Below are 19,173 nucleotides of genomic sequence, written 5' to 3' on the forward strand. Positions count from 1 at the left end.
TTGGGGCATCCGGACGCTCTCCCAGTTAAAAGTCAGGCGGCCACGATATGGCGCGCGATCAACCGTACGGTGTAGTCGAGGCGGCCCCCGCACCGCCCCCGGGGACCCACGGCCCTTGACCGCGCGAGGGAGAAGACGCCGGGAGTCCCCCCGAGGTTGCCTCTCGATCACGTGCGCGATGATGGATGGACGGCGGACGGACAGAGTTCTGTTCCCCGGGGCGCGTACAGCGCAGGTATCCGCGGGCGGCCGCGTGTCACGGCGCGCGGGGCGCGCGACAGGCACGTATCCGGTGAAAGGCGACCCCCATGGCACCACGCATCCTCCTGGCCCGGCACGGACAGACGCGGTGGTCGCTCCTGGGCAAGCACACCGGCCGTACGGACATTCCGCTGCTGGACGAGGGGCGGCGCGGCGCCAAACTGCTCGGTGAGCGGCTGCACCAGGACCCGTGGGCGGGCCTGCCGGACGTCGAGGTGCGCACCAGCCCGCTCGTACGCGCCAAGGAGACCTGCGAACTGGCGGGCTTCGGCGACCGGGCGCGGGAGTGGGACGCCCTGCTGGAGTGGGACTACGGCGCCTATGAGGGGATGACCCCCGACGAGATCAAGGCGGCCCGCCCCGGCTGGCTCATCTGGCGCGACGGCGTCCCCGAGGGCGAGTCCCTGGCCGCGATCACCGCCCGCGCGGACGCGGTGGTGGAGTGGGCGCGCTCCGCCGACCGCGATGTGCTGGTCTTCGCGCACGGCCACATCCTGCGCACCCTGGGGGCCCGCTGGCTCGGCTACGACGCCTCCTTCGCGGCCCGCATACGCCTGGACCCCACGTCCCTGTCGATCCTGGGCTGGGCCTACGGCGAACCGGCCATCGAGCGCTGGAACGACACCGGACACCTGGCCTGACCCCCCGCCGGCACACCGGCCACGGCGGCCGGCCGGGCAGGCCCACCGTCAGACCGGGCTCTCGCGTCCGGTCTGCTGATAGCGGGCGAGGAAGCCGGCGACCGTCGCGTTGCGGCCGTGCGGGCGCAGCAGACGGGCGGTGTCCTCCAGCATGCGGCGGATCCGGGAGGACGTGACCTGGTTCAGCAGGCCCAGGGCGCGGTCCGCCGCCACCGCGGCCGCCTCCGGCTCGCCGTCCGCTACCAGGTCGCTCGCCAGCTCCGTGGTGAACAGGGCGATGTTGCGGGTGAAGTGGGGCTTCTGGAGGGAGACCGCGCGGCGCGCGTGCTTCGCCGCGCGCCCCCAGTCGCCCAGTGCCGACCAGCACTGCGCCTCCAGGCCCTCCAGTTCGGCCTCGCCGAAGAAGGTCATCCACTCCGGGTCGTCGTCGCAGGGGCCGCGGCCGAAGAGCGCCTGGGCGCGTAGCAGGGCCCGTTCGCAGCCGCCGCGGTCCGCCAGCCAGGCCCGGCCGCCCGCCTCGCGCAGCGCGATGAGCGACAGCAGCCGGGGCGAGGCGAGCCGCCGTGCGGCCCGCTGCGCGGCCTGGGCGGCGCGCACGGCCTCGCGGGGGCGGCCCGCGTCGCGGGCCAGGAAGGCGGTGTTGCAGAACGCGTGGGCCTCCAGGGCCGGATCGCCCGTGACGCGCGCGGTGGCCAGCGCCTCCGCGTAGTGCGAGCGGGCGTCGGTGAGCCGCCCGGAGTCATGGGCGAGCCAGCCCACCGAGATGGCCAGCTCGCCCGCGCCCGCGTACAGCCGCTCGGCGACGGAGCGGCTGTGGCCGCCCGCGTCGAGCAGCGTGTACGCGGCGCTCAGCGGGCGGGCGGTGTGGACGTAGAGGCTGTCCGCGCCGTGCCGGTCGTCCAGCAGCCGGATCCGGCGCACGGCCTCCTCCACGGCGGCCGCCTCGGCCTGCCCGGCCCGCCGGGGGGTTCGCACGGCCTCGGCGGCTGCCGCCGCCCCGCCGGCCATGAACGCACGCCGTAGCAGTTCGCTCTCCTCGAAGACGTCGATGTCGGCCGGGGCGCGGGGCTCCGGCTCCGGGCGGGGCGCCGGTACGGCGGCGGGTCCGACCGGGCGGCCCCGGACCGCTTCGCGCGGGGTGAACCCCAGGTCGGTGAGGGTGCGGCCGGGGAACATATGGCGGAAGACGCGCTCGTAGGCGTAGTTGGGGCAGCGGATCGCCCCCGACTCGACGCGGCCGATGTAGCGCGCGTCACAGGAGACCTGTTCGCCGATCTCGCGGGCCGCGCGCCGTACGGACGCCGCGAACTCGGCCGGTGAGAGCTGCCCGCGTAACAGCCGGAACGCGGTGTTCGGCCGGGGAGACGGAGAAGACGACGATTCCGGAAGCGGCCTCATGGTGACCCTCCCTACGGTGCTGCCGTGTCGGCGGGGGAGAACCGTACCGGTTAAGACGTTCCTGACATTGGGATGTTTCCGGCAATAAAGACAAGTCGCCTGCGATCTGCCATGAACTGCCATCCTTTACGGCGGCATTCGGCCGTAGCCGTTGACACTGCCGAGCGTTGAACCCTGTGCAACCCGATGAAGAGGGAGGCCGGAGTGGACATCAGCCGCTCGCGGACGACTGCCCAACATCACCCGCGCCAGGACTGCGATCTGGTCACCGTGCCCGCCCGCCAAGGGCTGGAGGCGGTGGACATCCTGCGCCGCGGCTGCGACGGCCTCGGCCCCGTGATGCACGACAACGCCTGCGACACCCTCGGCTTCCTGGTGCCTCCCGGCACCGCGGACGGCTGGGACATGCCGGGCAGCGCCTGCACCCAGACGGCCGGGCGCGGCATGCGGATAAGCGACGGCGGCGCCCCGGGACAGGCCGCCACCCACTGGCTGGTGCCGCCGGACGCCGCGTACACCGGGGCCACCGACCCCGCGGAGCTGCGGGCCGCGCTCGGTGAGGCGGCCCGCACGATCGAGGCCGTCGACCGCTGCCAGTAATCGCTGGTCAGGAGGGTGCCGGACCGGCTGTCGGCGGCCCGGCCCATACTGGGGCACATGGCGAAAGGCACGAAGAAGCGAGCGGCGGCGCGCGGGCGCGCGGCGGGCCGGGGGCGCACCCCCGAGCCGATCACCGCACCCGTCGACGGGGGCCTCGCCGAGCTGGTGCCGGACCGCGACCGCCCGCGCGGCTGGACGCTGCTGCTGGACGGCAAACCGCAGTCCCATGTGGACCTCGACGACCCCGCTCATCTGGACTTCGAGTACCAGCGGCGGCTCGGCCACGCCGCCGATCTCGCCGCCCCGCCGGGGCGCCCGCTGCACGCCGTCCATCTGGGCGGCGGCGCCTTCACCCTCGCCCGCTACATCGCGGCCACCCGCCCCCGCTCCACCCAGCAGATCGTCGAGATCGACGCCGCGCTCGTCCAGTTCGTACGGCGTGAGCTGCCGCTCGACCCCGGCGACCGGATACGGGTGCGGGGCGCCGACGCCCGGGCCGGGCTCGCCAAGCTGCCCGAGGGGTGGGCCGATCTGGTCATCGCGGACGTCTTCGGCGGGGCCCGCACCCCCGCGCACCTGACCAGCGCGGAGTTCCTGGCCGAGGTCCGCCGGGTGCTGCGCCCCGGCGGGCTGTACGCGGCGAACGTCGCCGACGGGCCGCCGCTGGCCCATCTGCGCGCCCAGATCGCCACCGCCCGCGCCGCGTTCGCCGAGGTGTGCCTGACCGCCGACCCCGCCGTGCTGCGCGGCCGCCGCTTCGGCAACGCCGTCCTGCTGGCCGCCGACCACGAGCTGCCGTTGGCCGAGCTGACCCGCCGCGCCGCCGGGGACCCGCACCCCGCCCGGGTCGAACACGGCCGCGCGCTCGCGGACTTCACCGGCGGCGCGGCGCCGGTCACCGACGCGACCGCCACGCGGTCCCCGGCACCTCCGGCGGCCGTTTTCGACTGAGCCGCGAAAATCTGTCGCATTCCACAGATCCGGTCGTGTGCCCCGGATCCGCTCGCTAGCGTGCCCCCCGTACACCACCCCCGACTTCGTACGCAGGGCAGGCACATGATGAGCCGCAGGAGCCGCCGCCGCACCGTGGGCCGGAGCACGATGGCGATCGGAGCGACCGCCGCCGTCCTCGTGGCGGGCGGGGCGGCGTTCGCGCTGAGCAGCGCGGTCGGCGGCGGGGAAGCGGTGGACGAGGCACCACCGGACATGGGAGCGGGCACGGGGCCGGGAGCCGCGCCGGGGACGACACCGGGCACGGCGCCGGGGACGGAATCGCAGAAGCCCCCCGTGGAGGCCGCGGACGCCCGCTTCGCCCCGTACATCGACACCTCGCTCCACGTCCCCTACGACATGGTCGCCACCGCGAAGAGGACCGGCGTCAAGGAGTTCACGCTCGGTTTCGTCTCCCCCGGCGGCGGCTGCACCCCCAAGTGGGGCGGCAGGACCGCCCTCGGCGGCGACAAGGTGGCCCCGCAGGCGGAGGCGCTGCGGGCGGAGGGCGGCGACATCCGCATCTCCTTCGGCGGCCAGGCCGGGTCCGAACTGGCCCTCGCCTGCTCCTCGGTGGAGGAGCTGACGGCGGCCTACGGCGAGGTGGTGGACCGGTTCAAGCTCACCAAGGTCGACTTCGACATCGAGGGCAAGGCGCTGAAGAACGCCGAGGCCAGTACCCGCCGGGCGCAGGCCATCACCGCGCTGCAGAAGCGGAACCCCGGCCTGGACGTCTCCTTCACCCTGCCCGTGATGCCCACCGGCCTCACCCGGGACGGCGCCGAGCTGGTCGCCGACGCCAGGGAGAACGGGGTGAAGGTCTCCGCGGTCAACATCATGGCCATGGACTACGGCACCTTCTTCGACGGTGACATGGGCCAGTACGCGATCGACGCGGCCACCGCGACCCAGAAGCAGCTCAAGCGCGCCCTGGGGCTGAGCGACGAGGCGGCGTGGAAGACCGTCGCCGTCACCCCGATGATCGGCGTCAACGACGTCAAGAACGAGATATTCACGGTCGACGACGCCGACCAGCTGGTGACGTTCGCCAGGACCAAGGGGCTGGCCCGGCTGTCCATGTGGTCCGCGACCCGCGACCAGCGGTGCCCGGGCGGCGCCCGGAAGTCGGCGTCGGCGACCTGCAGCTCGATCGAGCAGGACGCGCTCGCGTTCACCAAGGCCCTGGGCGGCTACCAGGGCTGAGCCCGCACGCCCTAGGGGTGCGGGGTCTCCTGGTGCTCCCGGTACTCCTCGGCCGTCGGCTTGGCGATCTGGCCGCGGTCGCCGAAGTAGAAGCGGGACAGCCGCGTCCGCAGCCGCACCGAGCGGGACAGCTTCCGTTCGACCCCGGCCTCGTCCACCGCCGGTGGCAGTTCCAGGGGCTCGTACTGCTCGTCGGCCATCAGGGTGTACCGCTCGCCCGGTGACAGCGGCTCGTGCGCCTCGATGTACTCGCCGTGCGGCAGCCGCTGGATGACGCCGGACTCGCGGCCGTGCAGCACCGTGTTCCGGTCGCGCCGCTGCAGCCCGAGGCAGATCCGCCGGGTGGCGGCGAACACCACGGCCGGCACCACGAAGAAACCGATCCGGCAGGCCCAGGTGATCGCGTTGATCGACAGATGGAAGTGGGTCGCGATGAGGTCGTTGCCGCCGCCGATCAGCAGGACCGCGTAGAGGCCGATCCAGGCGGCGCCGAAGGCGGTGCGGGTGGGGGCGTTGCGCGGGCGCTGGTTCAGATGGTGTTCGCGCTTGTCGCCGGTGATCCACGCTTCGAGGAACGGGTAGAGCCAGATGATCAGCAGCACCGTCGGGAAGATCACGAGGGGGATGAAGACGCCGAGGACCAGGGTGTGGCCCCACAGATGGATCTCCCAGCCCGGCATCAGCCGGATCAGCCCTTCGGAGTAGCCCATGTACCAGTCGGGCTGGGCGTCGGTGGAGACCTGGTCGGGCCGGTAGGGGCCGTACATCCAGATCGGATTGATCTGGGCGATGCCCGCCATCAGGGCCATGATTCCGAAGACGAGGAAGAAGAATCCGCCGGATTTGGCGACATAGACCGGCCACAGCGGCGGACCCACGATATTCATGTTCTTCTTGCCGGGGCCCGGGTGATGGGTGTGCTTGTGATAGACGAGCAGAATCATGTGGACGGCCAGCAGGCCGAGCATGATACCGGGGATGAGCAGCACATGGAGGGTGAAGAGCCGGGAGACGATGATCGTCCCGGGGAACTGCCCGCCGAAGAAGAAGAACGACAGATACGTGCCGACGATCGGAACCGACAGCATCGCGCCCTCCATGAAGCGCAGCCCGGTGCCGGACAGCAGGTCATCGGGGAGCGAATAGCCCATGAAGCCGTCGAACATGCCGAGGATCAGCAGTCCGGCGCCGGAGAGCCAGTTGATTTCGCGCGGCTTGCGGAAGACGCCGTTGAAGAACGTGCGCATCATGTGGGCGAGCATGCTCGCGATGAAGACCACGGCCGCCCAGTGGTGGATCTGCCGGATCAGCAGGCCGCCGCGCACGTCGAAGCTGATGTCCATCGTGGACGCGAACGCCTGGGACATGCGGATGCCGCTCAGCGGCGCGTACGAACCGCGGTAGACGACCTCGTTCATGGCGGGCTCGAAGAACAAGGTCAGATAGACGCCCGTCAGAATGATGATGACGAACGTGTACAGGGCGATCTCGCCGATCAGGAAGGACCAGTGGTCGGGGAAGACCTTCCGCAGATTGGCCTTGGCCATCTTGAAGAGGCCGACCCGTCCGTCGAACCACCCGGCGAGTGCCTCGCCCTTTGTGTCGCTCATATCTCATGCATTTACCAGCCCCGTCCGCCGTCCGCTCCGTCGGCCGGGCGTGTGGACCACGCCGTGATCCGTTCGGGGGAATCCCGGTTGCGAGCGGGGCGGAAAGCGCGGCTCCGCCCACCCCCCAGGTTGGGCGGAGCCGCGGTCTTTTCCCCGGCCCGAACCGCTTACGCGTCCGGAATTTCTCCGGTGCGGGCGACGTCCGCGTACCAGCGCGCGCTGGCCTTGGGGATGCGGGCCTGGGTCGGGTAGTCGACGTAGACCGCGCCGAAGCGCTTGCTGTAGCCGTACGCCCATTCGAAGTTGTCCATCAGCGACCACAGGAAGTAGCCGCGCAGGTCGGCGCCGTCCGCGATGGCCCGGTGGGCGGTGGCCAGGTGGGCGCGCAGGTACTCGATCCGCTCCGGGTCGTGGACCTGGCCGTCCGCGTCCGGCTTGTCGTCGTACGCGGCGCCGTTCTCGGTGATGTACAGCGGTACGCCCGGCGCCTCCCGCGTGTAGCGCATCAGCAGGTCGTACAGCCCCGTCGGGTCGACGGTCCAGCCCATCTCGGTGCGCTCGCCCGGCGTCTGGTGGAAGGCGACCCGCTCCGAGCCCGGCCAGGGGGAGTGGTCGCTGGCCCCGTGGCCGTCGTGCCGGGCGGGCCGGCCCCCGTTGTCGGTGGCGGCTGATACCAAGGAGGGCGTGTAGTAGTTGATGCCCAGCGCGTCGAGGGGGTGCTTGATGACGGCCAGGTCGCCATCGCGGACGAAGGACCAGTCGGTGATAGCCGCCGTGTCCTCGATCAGGTCGCTCGGATACGCGCCGCGCAGCAGCGGCCCGCTGAACACCCGGTTGGCCAGCGCGTCGATACGGCGCTGAGCGTCCAGGTCGGCGGGGTCCTGGGTGAGCGGGCGGACCACGGACGGGTTGAGGCTGATGGCGATCTGGGCACGGGCCGGGAGGGCGGCCCGCAGCGCCTGGGCGCCGAGGCCATGGGCCAGGTTGAGGTGGTGGGCGGCGCGCAGCGGGGCCAGCCGCTCGGTGCGGCCCGGGGCGTGCACCCCTGAGCCGTAGCCGAGGAAGGCGCTGCACCACGGCTCGTTGAGGGTGGTCCAGTACTCGACGCGGTCGCCCAGCGCCTCCGCGACGATCCCGGCGTATTCGGCGAACCGATCGGCCGTCTCGCGTTCCGGCCAGCCCCCGGTGTTCTCCAGATCCTGCGGGAGGTCCCAGTGGTAGAGGGTCAGCACCGGCTGGATCCCGGCGGACAGCAGCTCGTCGACCAGTCCGCGGTAGAAGTCCAGCCCGCGCTGCACGGCGGGACCACGCCCTGTGGGCTGGACGCGTGACCAGGAGACGGAGAAGCGGTAGGCCGCGAGGTTGAGGTCGGCCATGAGCCGGACGTCGTCGCGGAAGCGGTGGTAGTGGTCGACCGCGACATCGCCGGTGTCGCCGCCGAGCACCTTGCCGGGGGTGTGGCTGAAGGTGTCCCAGATGGACGGGGTGCGGCCGTCCTCCTGCGCGGCACCCTCGACCTGATAGGCGGCGGCGGCCGCGCCCCACAGGAATCCGGGCGGGAAGGAAAGGGTCATGGAAGCGCTCCCATACGAGGTCGTGGTGCGGGGAGGGACGGGGGAGAGGGAGACGAATTCTGTACGGGTGGAGTGGGCGGTGCGGACGGTGCGGGCGGGCGGTCCGGGCTCAGCCCTTGACCGCGCCCTGCATGATGCCGCCCACGATCTGCTTGCCGAAGAGCACGAACGCGATCAGCAGCGGCAGGGTGCCGAGCAGCGCCCCCGCCATGATCAGCGACTGATCGGGGGTATACCCCCGGCTCAGGCCGGTCAACGCCACCTGCATGGTCGGGTTGCCGTTCTGCGTGAGCGCGATGAACGGCCAGAAGAAGTCGTTCCACGACTGGACGAAGGTGAGCATCCCCAGCACCGCCATCGCCGGACGCGCGGCCGGGAAGACGATGTGCCAGATGATCCGGACGCTGCTCGCCCCGTCCATCCGCCCCGCCTCGATCAGCTCGGTCGGCAGCGCCTGGGAGAGGTACTGCCGCATGAAGAAGACCCCGAAGGCGCTGACGAGCGTCGGCACGATGACCGCCTGGAGCTGGTCGGTCCACTCCAGCTTGGCCACCATCATGTACAGCGGCACCACGCTCAGCTGGGGCGGCACCATCATCGTCCCGATGGTGAGCATCAGCAGGACGTTCTTGAAGCGGAAGCGCAGCTTGGCGAAGGCGAAGCCCGCGATGGTCGAGAACAGCACGGTTGACGCCGCGACCGTGCCCGCCACCACCGTCGTGTTGAGCAGCGCGGTGCCCATGTTGGCGCCGTTCCACGCCTTGTCCAGGTTGTTGAGGAGGTTGCCGCCGAACCACAGGGGAGGGGGTGTCTGGGCCAGCCGGGTGTTGGTGCGGGAGGCGGCGATGGCGGTCCACACCAGCGGGAAGAGCGAGCCGACGGTGAGCAGGATCAGCACGGCGTAGGTGATCCTGCCCCCGTGCAGCTGCCTGCCCGCTTGGCCGCGGCCCCTTCCGCCCTCCCGAGCGGTGCGCGCGGGAGCTGCCGGATCGCGTGTCTGCCGGGAAGAGACAGTGGCGCTCATGGTTCTCCTCGTCTCCCTCACTGGCTCTTCCGCAGCCGTCGCGCGAACAGCGCGTTGGCCGCGGCGATCAGCAGCAGGATCAGGAACATCGTCCAGGCGATGGCGGAGGCCCGGCCCAGGTGCAGGTTCACCCAGCCCTGCTCGTACATGTACAGGCCGAGCGTCTGGTACTGGTGGTCGGCGCCGCCGGTGGCCGTCCCGGCGGTGTTGAACAGCAGCGGCTCACCGAAGAGCTGGGTGGCCCCGATCGTGGAGACGACGACCGTGAAGAGGATGGTGGGCCGCAGCGACGGGACGGTGACATGCAGGAACTGCTTCCAGCGCGACGCCCCGTCCAGCGCCGCCGATTCGTACAGATCGTTCGGCACGGCCTGCATGGCGGCCAGGTAGATCAGCGCGTTGTAGCCGGTCCACCGCCAGATGACGATCGTGGAGACCGCGATCTGCGAGGTCCAGGTGCCGTTCTGCCAGTCGATGCCGTCCAGGCCGACCAGCCCCAGAGACCAGTTGACCATGCCGTAGTCACGCCCGAAGAGCAGCGCGAACACCAGCGTGGCGGCAGCGACGGAGGTGGCGTACGGGGTGAGGATCGCCACCCGGAAGAACATCGAGGCGCGCAGCCGGTAGTTGAGCAGATGCGCGATCCCGAGGGCCATCATGAGCTGGGGAACGGTGGAGATCACCCCGATGGTGAAGGTGTTCCGCAGCGCTTTCCAGAAGAACTCGTCCTCCCACAGCCGGGAGAAGTTGCGCCACCCCGCCCACTCCATATGGGTGGGGCTGGTGAGCTCCACTTGGTGCAGCGAGGCCCACCCCGTGTAGAGCAGGGGGAAGAGGCCGAAGGCGGCGAAGAAGATGAAGAAGGGGGCGACGAAGGCGTACGGGCTCCAGCGCCGATCCCAGCGGTAGCGGCGGCTGCGCCGGTCGCGGCGCCGCTGCTCGGCCGGATCGGGCGCCGGCGTGGTCGCGGCGCGCGGGGCCGCGCCCCCCTGCCCTGCGGGGGGCGCGGCCGTATCAGGGGTGAAACCGGAAGGTGCGGTCATGTCCGGGTCACTGGTCCAGCGCGTTGTCGTTCGTCTTGATCGCGGCCTTCCAGCCTTCGTCGGCGGACTTGCCCTGCTGCTCGACCTGGAGCAGGCCGACATCGGTGAAGTTCTGCTTGATGACGGCGTCCTTCGGGCCCAGGACCTGCGTCGGGCTTTGCTTCGCCGCCTCGGAGAAGATCTTGCCGATGGGCGCGTCGTCGAAGTACGGGAGCTTGGCGCCGCCCACCTGGGGCAGGTTGTACGCGGCCTGGGCGCTGGGGAAGCTCGCCTGCTTCTCGAAGAGGGTGGCCTGCTGCTCGGGCGCGGTCAGCCAGGTGGCGAGCTTGACCGCCTCGTCCTTGTGCTTCGCCGCCTGCGGCACCGAGAGGAAGGACCCGCCCCAGTTGGCGGGCTTGGGGGCGGCGGCGACGTCCCACTTGCCCTTGTACTTGTCCCCGGCGTACTCCTTGATCTGGCCGAGCATCCAGGCCGGGCAGGAGACGGTGGCGAACTTGCCGTTGGCGAGCGCCTGCTGCCAGGGCTTCGTGAATTCCTGGAGCTTGGCGGAGAGTTTGGACGCGGACGCGTCGGTCGCCAGCTTCCACGCCTTCTTGACGGCCGGGCTGTCCTTGTAGATGGGCTTCCCGCCCTTGTCGTAATAGACCTCCGAACTGCCGGAGACCGCCGCGTTGAACAGTCCGCCGGCCGAGTCCAGGAACGCGGCCCCGCCCGGTGCCTTCTTCGCGTAGTCCTTGCCGGCGTCGAGGTACTTCTGCCAGTCGCCCGCCCAGAGCTGGGAGACCGCGTCACGGTCGGCCGGGAGCCCGGCCTGCTGGAAGAGGTCCTTGCGGTAGCAGATCGCCATCGGGCCCACGTCCGTGCCGAGGCCGATCGTCTTTCCGTCCTTGGCGGTGGCCTGCGCCCACTTCCAGTCGAGGAAGTTTTCCTTCTTGACGCCGTCCGCCTTCGAAAGATCAACGAACTTGTCGGCCTGGGTGGTGGTGACCTCATTGATGTTGCCCACCTCGACCGCCTGGATGTCGGCGAGTCCACTGCCCGAACCGAGGTGGGTGAGCAGCTGCGGGTAGTAGTTCGAGGCCGGGTCGATCACGTTCTCTTCGATCTTGATATTCGGGTGCTGCTTCATGTACTCGGCATAGAGCCCGGCCTGTTTGAAGCCCATGACGCCGTACGTGCCGACGGTGACGACCGTCTTGCCCTTGCTGTCTCCGCCACCGGACGAGTTGTCGGTTCCGTCATCGCCGTCGTCGGCGCATCCGCTGAGCAGCCCGGCCCCTAACGCGGCGATGGCCGCGAGGGCCACCGCTCTGCCGCGGTACGTACCAGTGATCCTGCGCATTCCGTCCTCCTAGCGCCCTGACGTACCGCTCCCGGCCAAAAAGGGGGAATCCATGGGACTTTGAGATGCATCGGCACGGGCGGGCAGCGTGCGGGTTGTGTATGACTCAGGTACTGTGGGAGCGCTCCCAGGTTGATGTGTTGAAGGGTCGCGGCTCCCTGCCGGGGTGTCAAGGGACCGCGCGGGACAACTTCCGGAAACCGCACTGCTGTTGAATGTCCACCGCAGCCGCCCACGTGGGCGGATCTGCTGGGTACGGAGGCTGGAGGCGCGAGATGGCAGGAACCCGGCGGCATGGCGCGGGGCGCGGCAGGCCCACGCTCGAGGAGGTCGCGGCCCGCGCCGGCGTCGGCCGCGGCACCGTCTCCCGGGTGATCAACGGTTCGCCGAGGGTCAGCGACCGCACCCGTACGGCCGTCGAGCAGGCCGTCGCCGAACTCGGCTACGTACCCAACCGGGTGGCCCGCGCGCTGGCCGCCAACCGGGCCGACGCCGTCGCGCTCGTCATACCCGAGCCCGAGACCCGGCTGTTCGCCGAGCCGTACTTCTCGGATATCATCCGCGGCGTCGGCGCCGAGCTGGCCGACACCGACCTGCAGCTGCTGCTGACCCTCATCCGCACCCCCAAGGAGCGCCAGCGCTTCGCCGACTACCTCTCCGCGCACCGGGTCGACGGCGTCCTGCTGGTGTCCGTCCACGCGGACGACCCGCTTCCGGACCTGCTGGAGCGCATAGAGATGCCCGCGGTGCTCAGCGGGCGCCGCTCGGCGCACGAGTCGGTGCCGTACGTCGACTCGGACAACACCGGCGGCGCGCAGTCCGCCGTGGAGCACCTCATCGGGCGCGGCCGCACCACCGTCGCCACCATCACCGGACCGCTGGACATGTACGTCGCCCAGTGCCGTCTGGACGGGTACCGCGCAGCGGTCCGGGCGGCGGGCCGGGAGCCGGAACCGGAGCTGATGGCGGCCGCCGACTTCACCGAGGAGGGCGGCCGCCGGGCGATGCGCCAGCTGCTGGAGCTGCGGCCGGGCCTGGACGCCGTCTTCGCGGCCTCGGACGTCATGGCCGCGGGCGCCCGCCAGGTGCTGCGCGAGTCCGGGCGGCGCGTCCCGGACGACGTCGCGCTGGTCGGCTTCGAGGACTCCGCCGTCGCCCGCCACATGGACCCGCCGCTCACCAGCGTGCGGCAGGCGACCGAGGAGATGGGCCGGGCGATGGTGCGGGTGCTGCTGGAGGAGATCGAGGGCCCCTCGGAGCGCCCCTCCAAGCGCCCGCAGGTGGTGCTGCCGACCCAGTTGGTGCGCCGCGCGTCGTCGTGAGCGCAAAGGGTCCCGCTCGCGTTCGCCTCGAACACGAGCGGGACCGGGTGGCGAGGGATTACAGCGCCGGGTAGGCGTTCTTCAGCAGCTGCTGGAACTGGGCCGAGAACCAGTGGCCCGACAGCGGCGCGTTCGGGAGCGCGCCGGACAGGTTGTTGCCGTTGCGCGCGTTGCCCGTGTACGTCGGGTCGCACATCCGGTCGAAGCCCTTGCCCTCGTCGTTCGGGACCTGGGAGCTGGCGCCGTCCGACTCGCCCGGGGGCTTCATCCACACGTACGCGTCGATCCCGGCGGCGGGCGATGCCTTGGGCCGCTCACCGAGCCCGGCTCCGGACTGGTTGCACCAGTTGCCGACGTGGATGCGGCGGTCGTAGCGGCCGCCGTTGACGTACGTGTCGACGTCGGACTTGGCGCCCGGGCCGGACGGGCGGGCGGAGCCGCCCCAGCCGTTGCGGGAGGTGTCGATGAGCGCGCCGATGTTCGACGGGAAGCCGACGTTCACCATTTCCTGGCGGAAGGCCTGGGCGAAGGACAGCTCGTCGACGTAGCGGTTCCAGTCCACCCACTTGGACTGGCGGACCGTCGTCCCGTTGACGCTGTCGTTGATCGTGAAGTTGTTCTCCTTCAGGGCGCTGTAGTTGGCGGTGTTGACGATGATGCCGGCCACCTTGTCGACCGTGCTGCCCTCGGCGGTCGCGGCCTGCTTGATGATCTGGGCGCTCGGGTTGAAGTTGTCGTCCCAGCCGAGCCAGCCGTGGTGACCGGCGTCCACGTAGTTGTAGACGTTGCCGATGGCGCCCAGCTTGTTGAGCGCGTAGCCGACGCCCTTCACATAGTTGCCGTTGGCCTTCATGGTGTCGCACTCGGGCGTGGCGGTCGCCCGCCCGCCGGTGTTGGTGACCAGGTTTGGCAGCGAGTCGAGCTCGACGGTGGTGACGATCCGCAGGTTGGAGTTGGCGTACTTCGACTCGCCCAGGATCGACGCGATCGGGTCGATGAACTGCGTCTTGTACTTGTCGATCTCCGTCGGGCCGAGTTCGCCGTTGGACGCGAGCGCCGAGCAGTCACGGCCGGGCAGGTCGTAGACGACGAGCTGGACGACGGTCGGCGAGCCGCCCGACTGCGACAGGGCGCGGTCGAGGTGGGCGCGCAGTCCCATCTTGCCGTTCGCTCCGTTGATCGCGGCGATGCGGTCCAGCCAGATGCCGGTGGGCTGGTTGGAGACCTTGGAGCCGCCGGGCTCGGCGGCGGCGTTGGCGGACCACTCCGGGTTGACGTACACCTTGGCGCCCGCGTACGGGTTGTCGACCTTGGCGGCCGCCGCGGACGGCTGCGCGGTGGCGGTGCCCGCGAGCGATCCGACGGTCAGGGCGGTGGCGGCCAGCAGCGAGCCGCCCGCGAACGCGGCCGCGCGGGTGTGGGTGCGGGTGCGGGTGCGGGGCGTGGCGGAGGGTGGGGGAGGTGAGCTGATGCGGCTCATCACAGTCCTTTCAGGTGATCGCGGAGTCCGATGCCGAAGGCGGTCGGGGTGCCGTTGAAATCGCTGATGAGGGAGGGGCCGGAGGAACAGTCCCAGGTGTTCCAGGTCCAGCCGAGGTACGAGGCGCGCTTGGCGTCCAGCCAGGCCATGACGCGGTCGATATAGCCGTGTGAGCAGGTGTTCTCGCCGATCTCGCCCGCCACGAACGGCACTTGGGCGATCACCGGGGCCAGCTGCTCGTTGAAGCAGCTCTCGCTGGAGCAGGTGTTGAAGTTGTACGTGTGCCAGGCGGCGGCGAGGTTGCCCGCCGGGTCGCTCGGCTTGTACGTCAGCCACTGGCGCATGTCGTTGGAGTAGGCGAGGCCGCCGAGCAGGATCACGTTGCGGGCGCCGGTGTTCCGTATCGCGGTCACCAGGCTCTGCATGCCGGCGACCGGGTAATCGATGCCGGGGCAGCTGCCGCCGTCCCGCCAGCACTTCCACGCCGCGGTGAGGTCCGAGGTGGCGCGGTCCGGGAACGGCTCGTTGAACAGGTCGAAGACCACGGCCTGGTCGCCCTTGAAGGTCTGGGCGACCGAGGACCAGAACGCCGGGGTGTACTGGGCGTCCGGCATCGGCTTCTGGCAGGTGGCGTACTCGGTGTCCGGGCAGTGGGCGTCGCCGCCGGTGTATTTACCGTGGCTCCAGTGGAGTTCGAGGATCGGCGTGATGCCGTGGGCCTCCAGCCGGGTCACGAACTCCTTGACCGCGTTGATGTACGTGGCGCCGCGGTACGCGGAGTCGATATGCGACAGCCCGAGCCAGCACTCCTCGTTGAGGGGGACGCGGACCGCGTTCGCCTTCCAGCCCGCGATGGCCTTGACGGACGCGTCGTCCACCGGCCCGTCGAAGATGCCCCGGCCCTGGACGCACATGAACTCACCCCCCGAGCGGTTGACGCCCAGGAGCCGCCGGGTGGCCCCGTTCTCGTCCATGAACGTGTTGCCCGAGACGCGCAGCTTCGGCGGTGTGCCGCCCTGGCCCGGCGGGGGGTCGGTCGGGTCGGTGGGGTCCGTCGGGCCGGAGCCGCCGTCGCACGCCACGCCGTTGAGTTTGAACGCGGAGGGCGCCGGGTTGGACCCGGACCAGGAGGCGGTGAATCCGGCGCTGAGGCTGCCGCCCGTCGCGAGCTTCCCGTTCCAGGGGGCGTTGACCGCCGTCACCGTCGTGCCGGACTGCGACCAGGTGGCGTTCCACCCCTGGCTCACCTTCTGTCCGGCGGTGAACTCGAAGGTGAGGGTCCAGCGGTCGAGTGCGGCCCCGTTGTTGGTGATCGTGACGTTGCCCTGGAAGCCGGTGCCCCACTGGCCGGTGGCGGTGTACGCCACGGTGCAGGCAGCGGCGGACGCGCCGGGCATCGTGGGCACCGCGGCGGCGGTGCCCGCCATGCCCGCGAGGGTGAGAGACGCGGCGGCCGCCAAGGCGTAAAGGCGCGGTGGTGCTCGCATGGAGCGACTCCTCGGGTGCACGCGCCGTCCCGTGCGGCGCTGACTGCTGGAACCGCTCCCACTGGTTGAGCTGACGGTAGCGCCAGAGGCGTACATGTCAACAGAGGCGTTCACAGATTTATCGGTCGAAGACGTTCGACCGGCCCATCTTGTTCAAAGACTTGACACTTCCTCAGACGGAACGGACGCTTGGGAGCGCTCCCACTGGTTCGCACATCCCCCCTCATTTCCGAACCCGCGTGGAGGACCCCCATGCGCGTACAGCGAGGCTCACCCTTGTCAGGAGCGCGTCGGCGGATGAGACGGCTGGTGACCGCGCTGGCCGCAGCCCTCGCGCTGCCCGTGGCCATGACCGCCGCCGGCGGGGCCGCCCCCGCCCATGCCGACGCCGCCGTGCAGTGCAACGTCGACTACAAGACCAACGACTGGGGCTCCGGCTTCACCGCCGATCTCACCATCTCCAACCCCGGCACCGAGGCCATCAACGGCTGGACCCTGACCTACGACTACGCGGGCAACCAGAAGCTCGGCAACGGCTGGAACGGCACCTGGTCGCAGTCCGGCAAGACCGTCACGGTCAAGAACGCGGCCCACAACGCGACCATCGCGGCCGGCGGCAACGTCACCACCGGCGCCCAGTTCAGCTACAGCGGCACCAACGCCGCGCCCACCGCCTTCGCCGTCAACGGCGTCACCTGCCGCGGCGCCCACCAGCCGCCGATCACCGTCCTCACCAGCCCCTCCCCGGGCGCCGTCTACACGACGGGCGGCACCGTGCCGATGGCGGCCACCGCCGCGGCCGCCGACGGCGCGACCATCACCAAGGTCGAGTTCTACAGCGACACCAAGCTGCTGGGCACCGACACCACCTCCCCGTACAGCTTCGACTACGCGGACGTCCCGGCGGGCGACCTCTCGCTGTACGCCAAGGCCTACGACAGCCAGGGCGCGTCCGCCGAGTCCAGCCCCGTCGGCATCCATGTCGCGGCCGGTCCGGCGCTGGTCGCCAGCCCCACCCAGCTCGGCGTGGAGCAGGGCAAGACCGGCACCTTCGGCCTCCGGCTGTCCATCAAGCCGTCCGCCGACGTCACGGTCACGGTGGCCCGCACCTCCGGCAACACGGGCCTGACCATCTCCTCCGGCGGCAGCCTCACCTTCACCCCCGCCAACTGGAACACCGCCCAGCAGGTGACGGTTGCCGCCTCGAACTCCGGCACCGGCTCCGCGACCTTCACCGCGACCGCCTCCGGCCACACCAAGGCCGAGGTGACCGTCACCCAGCTGGCCGCGGCGAAGACGTACGACGCCCGCTTCCTGGAGCTGTACAACAAGATCACCGCCCCCTCGGCGGGCTACTTCTCGCCCGAGGGCATCCCGTACCACTCCGTGGAGACCCTGATCGTCGAGGCGCCCGACCAGGGCCATGAGACGACGTCCGAGGCGTACAGCTATCTGATCTGGCTCCAGGCGATGTACGGCAAGGTCACCGGCGACTGGACCAAGTTCAACTCCGCGTGGGACACGATGGAGAAGTACATGATCCCCACCCACGCCGACCAGCCGACCAACAGCTTCTACAACGCCTCCAAGCCCGCCACCTACGCGCCCGAGTGGGACCAGCCCTCGCAGTATCCGTCGAAGCTCGACGGCAACGTATCCGTGGGCCAGGACCCCATCGCGGGCGAGCTGAAGAGCGCGTACGGCACCGACGACATCTACGGCATGCACTGGATCCAGGACGTCGACAACACCTACGGCTACGGCAACGCGCCCGGCAAGTGCGAGGCGGGCCCGTCCGACACCGGCCCGTCCTACGTCAACACCTTCCAGCGCGGCCCGCAGGAGTCCGTCTGGGAGACCGTGACCCAGCCGACCTGTGACGCTTTCAAGTACGGCGGCAAGAACGGCTACCTGGACCTGTTCACCGGCGACTCCTCCTACTCCAAGCAGTGGAAGTTCACCAACGCCCCCGACGCCGACGCCCGCGTCGTCCAGGCCGCCTACTGGGCCTCGGAGTGGGCCAAGGCGCAGGGCAAGGGGAGCCAGATCTCCGGCAACATCGCCAAGGCCGCCAAGATGGGCGACTATCTGCGCTACGCGATGTACGACAAGTACTTCAAGAAGATCGGCAACTGTGTCGGCGAGACCGCCTGCCCGGCGGGCAGCGGCAAGAACAGCTCCAGCTATCTGCTCTCCTGGTACTACGCCTGGGGCGGCGCCACCGACACCTCCGCGGGCTGGGCCTGGCGCATCGGCTCCTCCCACGCCCACGGCGGCTACCAGAACCCCATGGCGGCCTGGGCGCTGAGCAACTACGCCGACCTCAAGCCCAAGTCCGCGACCGGCGCGAGCGACTGGTCCACCAGCCTCAAGCGGCAGCTGGAGTTCTACCGCTGGCTCCAGTCCAGCGAGGGCGCCATCGCGGGCGGCGCCACCAACAGCTGGCAGGGCCGCTACGCCACCCCGCCGGCGGGCAAGTCGACCTTCTACGGCATGTACTACGACGAGGCGCCGGTCTACCACGACCCGCCGTCCAACCAGTGGTTCGGCTTCCAGGCGTGGTCCATGGAGCGCGTCGCCGAGTACTACAACCGCACCGGTGACGCGAGCGCCAAGACCGTGCTCGACAAGTGGGTGAAGTGGGCGCTGTCCAAGACCACGATCAACCCGGACGGCACCTACCAGTTCCCGTCCACCCTCCAGTGGTCCGGCCAGCCCGACACCTGGAACGCCTCCAGCCCCGGCGCCAACACGGGCCTGCACGTCACCGTCGCCGACTACACCAACGACGTGGGCGTGGCCGCCGCGTACGCCAAGACGCTGTCGTACTACGCGGCCAAGTCCGGTGACACCTCGGCGAAGAACACCGCCAAGGCGCTGCTGGACGGCATGTGGGACCACTACCAGGACGCACTGGGCATCGCGGTGCCCGAGTCCCGCGCCGACTACAACCGCTTCGACGACCCGGTCTACGTGCCCAGCGGCTGGACCGGCACCATGCCCAACGGGGACAAGATCGACTCCAGCTCCACCTTCCTGTCGATCCGCTCCTTCTACAAGAACGACCCGGCCTGGTCCAAGGTCGAGGCGTACCTGAAGGGCGGCGCGGTGCCGAGCTTCACGTACCACCGCTTCTGGGCCCAGGCGGACATCGCCCTGGCGATGGGCTCGTACGCGGAACTCTTCGAATAGCGGCTA

14 protein-coding genes are annotated in these 19,173 nt (G+C 70.3%); 6 read left to right on the forward strand and 8 right to left on the reverse strand.

Annotation, left to right across the window (positions count from 1 at the left end; all coding sequences use genetic code 11):
* Positions 1-308: 308 nt before the first annotated feature.
* Positions 309-902 (forward strand): histidine phosphatase family protein, encoded by a 594-nt coding sequence (locus ABZ562_RS06125; protein ID WP_361474714.1) that lies wholly within the window; start codon positions 309-311, stop codon positions 900-902.
* Positions 903-950: 48 nt separating this feature from the next.
* On the opposite strand, the gene ABZ562_RS06130 is transcribed toward ABZ562_RS06125, so the two are convergent.
* Positions 951-2,300, reverse strand: coding sequence for a tetratricopeptide repeat protein (locus tag ABZ562_RS06130; protein ID WP_361474716.1), 1,350 nt, complete (start codon positions 2,298-2,300; stop codon positions 951-953).
* 174 nt (positions 2,301-2,474) lie between these two features.
* On the opposite strand from ABZ562_RS06130, the gene ABZ562_RS06135 reads away from it, so the two are divergent.
* From ABZ562_RS06135 to ABZ562_RS06145, 3 genes are all read left to right on the forward strand, one after another.
* Positions 2,475-2,900: a hypothetical protein gene (locus ABZ562_RS06135; RefSeq protein WP_361474972.1), complete on the forward strand. Its 426-nt coding sequence runs from the start codon at positions 2,475-2,477 to the stop codon at positions 2,898-2,900.
* A gap of 57 nt (positions 2,901-2,957) precedes the next feature.
* Entirely contained in the window at positions 2,958-3,851 is an 894-nt protein-coding gene (locus ABZ562_RS06140) for a fused MFS/spermidine synthase (protein ID WP_361474718.1), read from the forward strand.
* A gap of 105 nt (positions 3,852-3,956) precedes the next feature.
* Entirely contained in the window at positions 3,957-5,093 is a 1,137-nt protein-coding gene (locus tag ABZ562_RS06145) for a chitinase (protein ID WP_361474720.1), read from the forward strand.
* Between the two features lie 11 nt (positions 5,094-5,104).
* Here ABZ562_RS06145 and ABZ562_RS06150 read toward each other — a convergent pair whose 3' ends face one another.
* The 5 genes from ABZ562_RS06150 to ABZ562_RS06170 form a co-directional block, all read right to left on the reverse strand.
* The gene (locus tag ABZ562_RS06150; protein WP_361474722.1) at positions 5,105-6,703 is read right to left on the reverse strand and encodes a ubiquinol-cytochrome c reductase cytochrome b subunit; all 1,599 of its coding nucleotides are present in this window, start codon (positions 6,701-6,703) and stop codon (positions 5,105-5,107) included.
* 167 nt (positions 6,704-6,870) lie between these two features.
* Positions 6,871-8,277, reverse strand: a complete 1,407-nt coding sequence (locus tag ABZ562_RS06155) for a GH1 family beta-glucosidase (RefSeq protein WP_361474724.1) — start codon at positions 8,275-8,277, stop codon at positions 6,871-6,873.
* Positions 8,278-8,386: 109 nt separating this feature from the next.
* Positions 8,387-9,301 carry a carbohydrate ABC transporter permease gene (locus ABZ562_RS06160; RefSeq protein WP_361474726.1) on the reverse strand — a complete coding sequence of 305 codons (915 nt, stop codon included), beginning with the start codon at positions 9,299-9,301 and terminating at the stop codon, positions 8,387-8,389.
* A 17-nt stretch (positions 9,302-9,318) separates the two neighbouring features.
* Positions 9,319-10,344: a sugar ABC transporter permease gene (locus ABZ562_RS06165; protein ID WP_361474728.1), complete on the reverse strand. Its 1,026-nt coding sequence runs from the start codon at positions 10,342-10,344 to the stop codon at positions 9,319-9,321.
* A 7-nt stretch (positions 10,345-10,351) separates the two neighbouring features.
* Complete coding sequence (locus tag ABZ562_RS06170; protein WP_361474730.1) at positions 10,352-11,686, reverse strand: extracellular solute-binding protein; 1,335 nt, start codon at positions 11,684-11,686, stop codon at positions 10,352-10,354.
* 275 nt (positions 11,687-11,961) lie between these two features.
* Here ABZ562_RS06170 and ABZ562_RS06175 point away from each other — a divergent pair, with 275 nt between their 5' ends.
* A complete protein-coding gene (locus tag ABZ562_RS06175) occupies positions 11,962-13,008 on the forward strand; it encodes a LacI family DNA-binding transcriptional regulator (RefSeq protein ID WP_361474732.1) in 1,047 nt (348 codons plus the stop codon).
* Positions 13,009-13,066: 58 nt separating this feature from the next.
* On the opposite strand, the gene ABZ562_RS06180 is transcribed toward ABZ562_RS06175, so the two are convergent.
* Positions 13,067-14,488 carry a glycoside hydrolase family 6 protein gene (locus tag ABZ562_RS06180; RefSeq protein ID WP_361474734.1) on the reverse strand — a complete coding sequence of 474 codons (1,422 nt, stop codon included), beginning with the start codon at positions 14,486-14,488 and terminating at the stop codon, positions 13,067-13,069.
* The gene (locus tag ABZ562_RS06185; protein ID WP_361474736.1) at positions 14,488-15,975 is read right to left on the reverse strand and encodes a cellulose binding domain-containing protein; all 1,488 of its coding nucleotides are present in this window, start codon (positions 15,973-15,975) and stop codon (positions 14,488-14,490) included. The genes ABZ562_RS06180 and ABZ562_RS06185 overlap by 1 nt, the downstream gene beginning before the upstream one ends.
* Positions 15,976-16,272: 297 nt before the next feature.
* Here ABZ562_RS06185 and ABZ562_RS06190 point away from each other — a divergent pair, with 297 nt between their 5' ends.
* A complete protein-coding gene (locus ABZ562_RS06190; protein WP_361474738.1) occupies positions 16,273-19,167 on the forward strand; it encodes a glycoside hydrolase family 48 protein in 2,895 nt (964 codons plus the stop codon).
* Positions 19,168-19,173: the final 6 nt, after the last annotated feature.

The sequence above is a fragment of the Streptomyces sp. NPDC019937 genome (assembly GCF_040631655.1).
Taxonomy (GTDB): Bacteria; Actinomycetota; Actinomycetes; order Streptomycetales; family Streptomycetaceae; genus Streptomyces.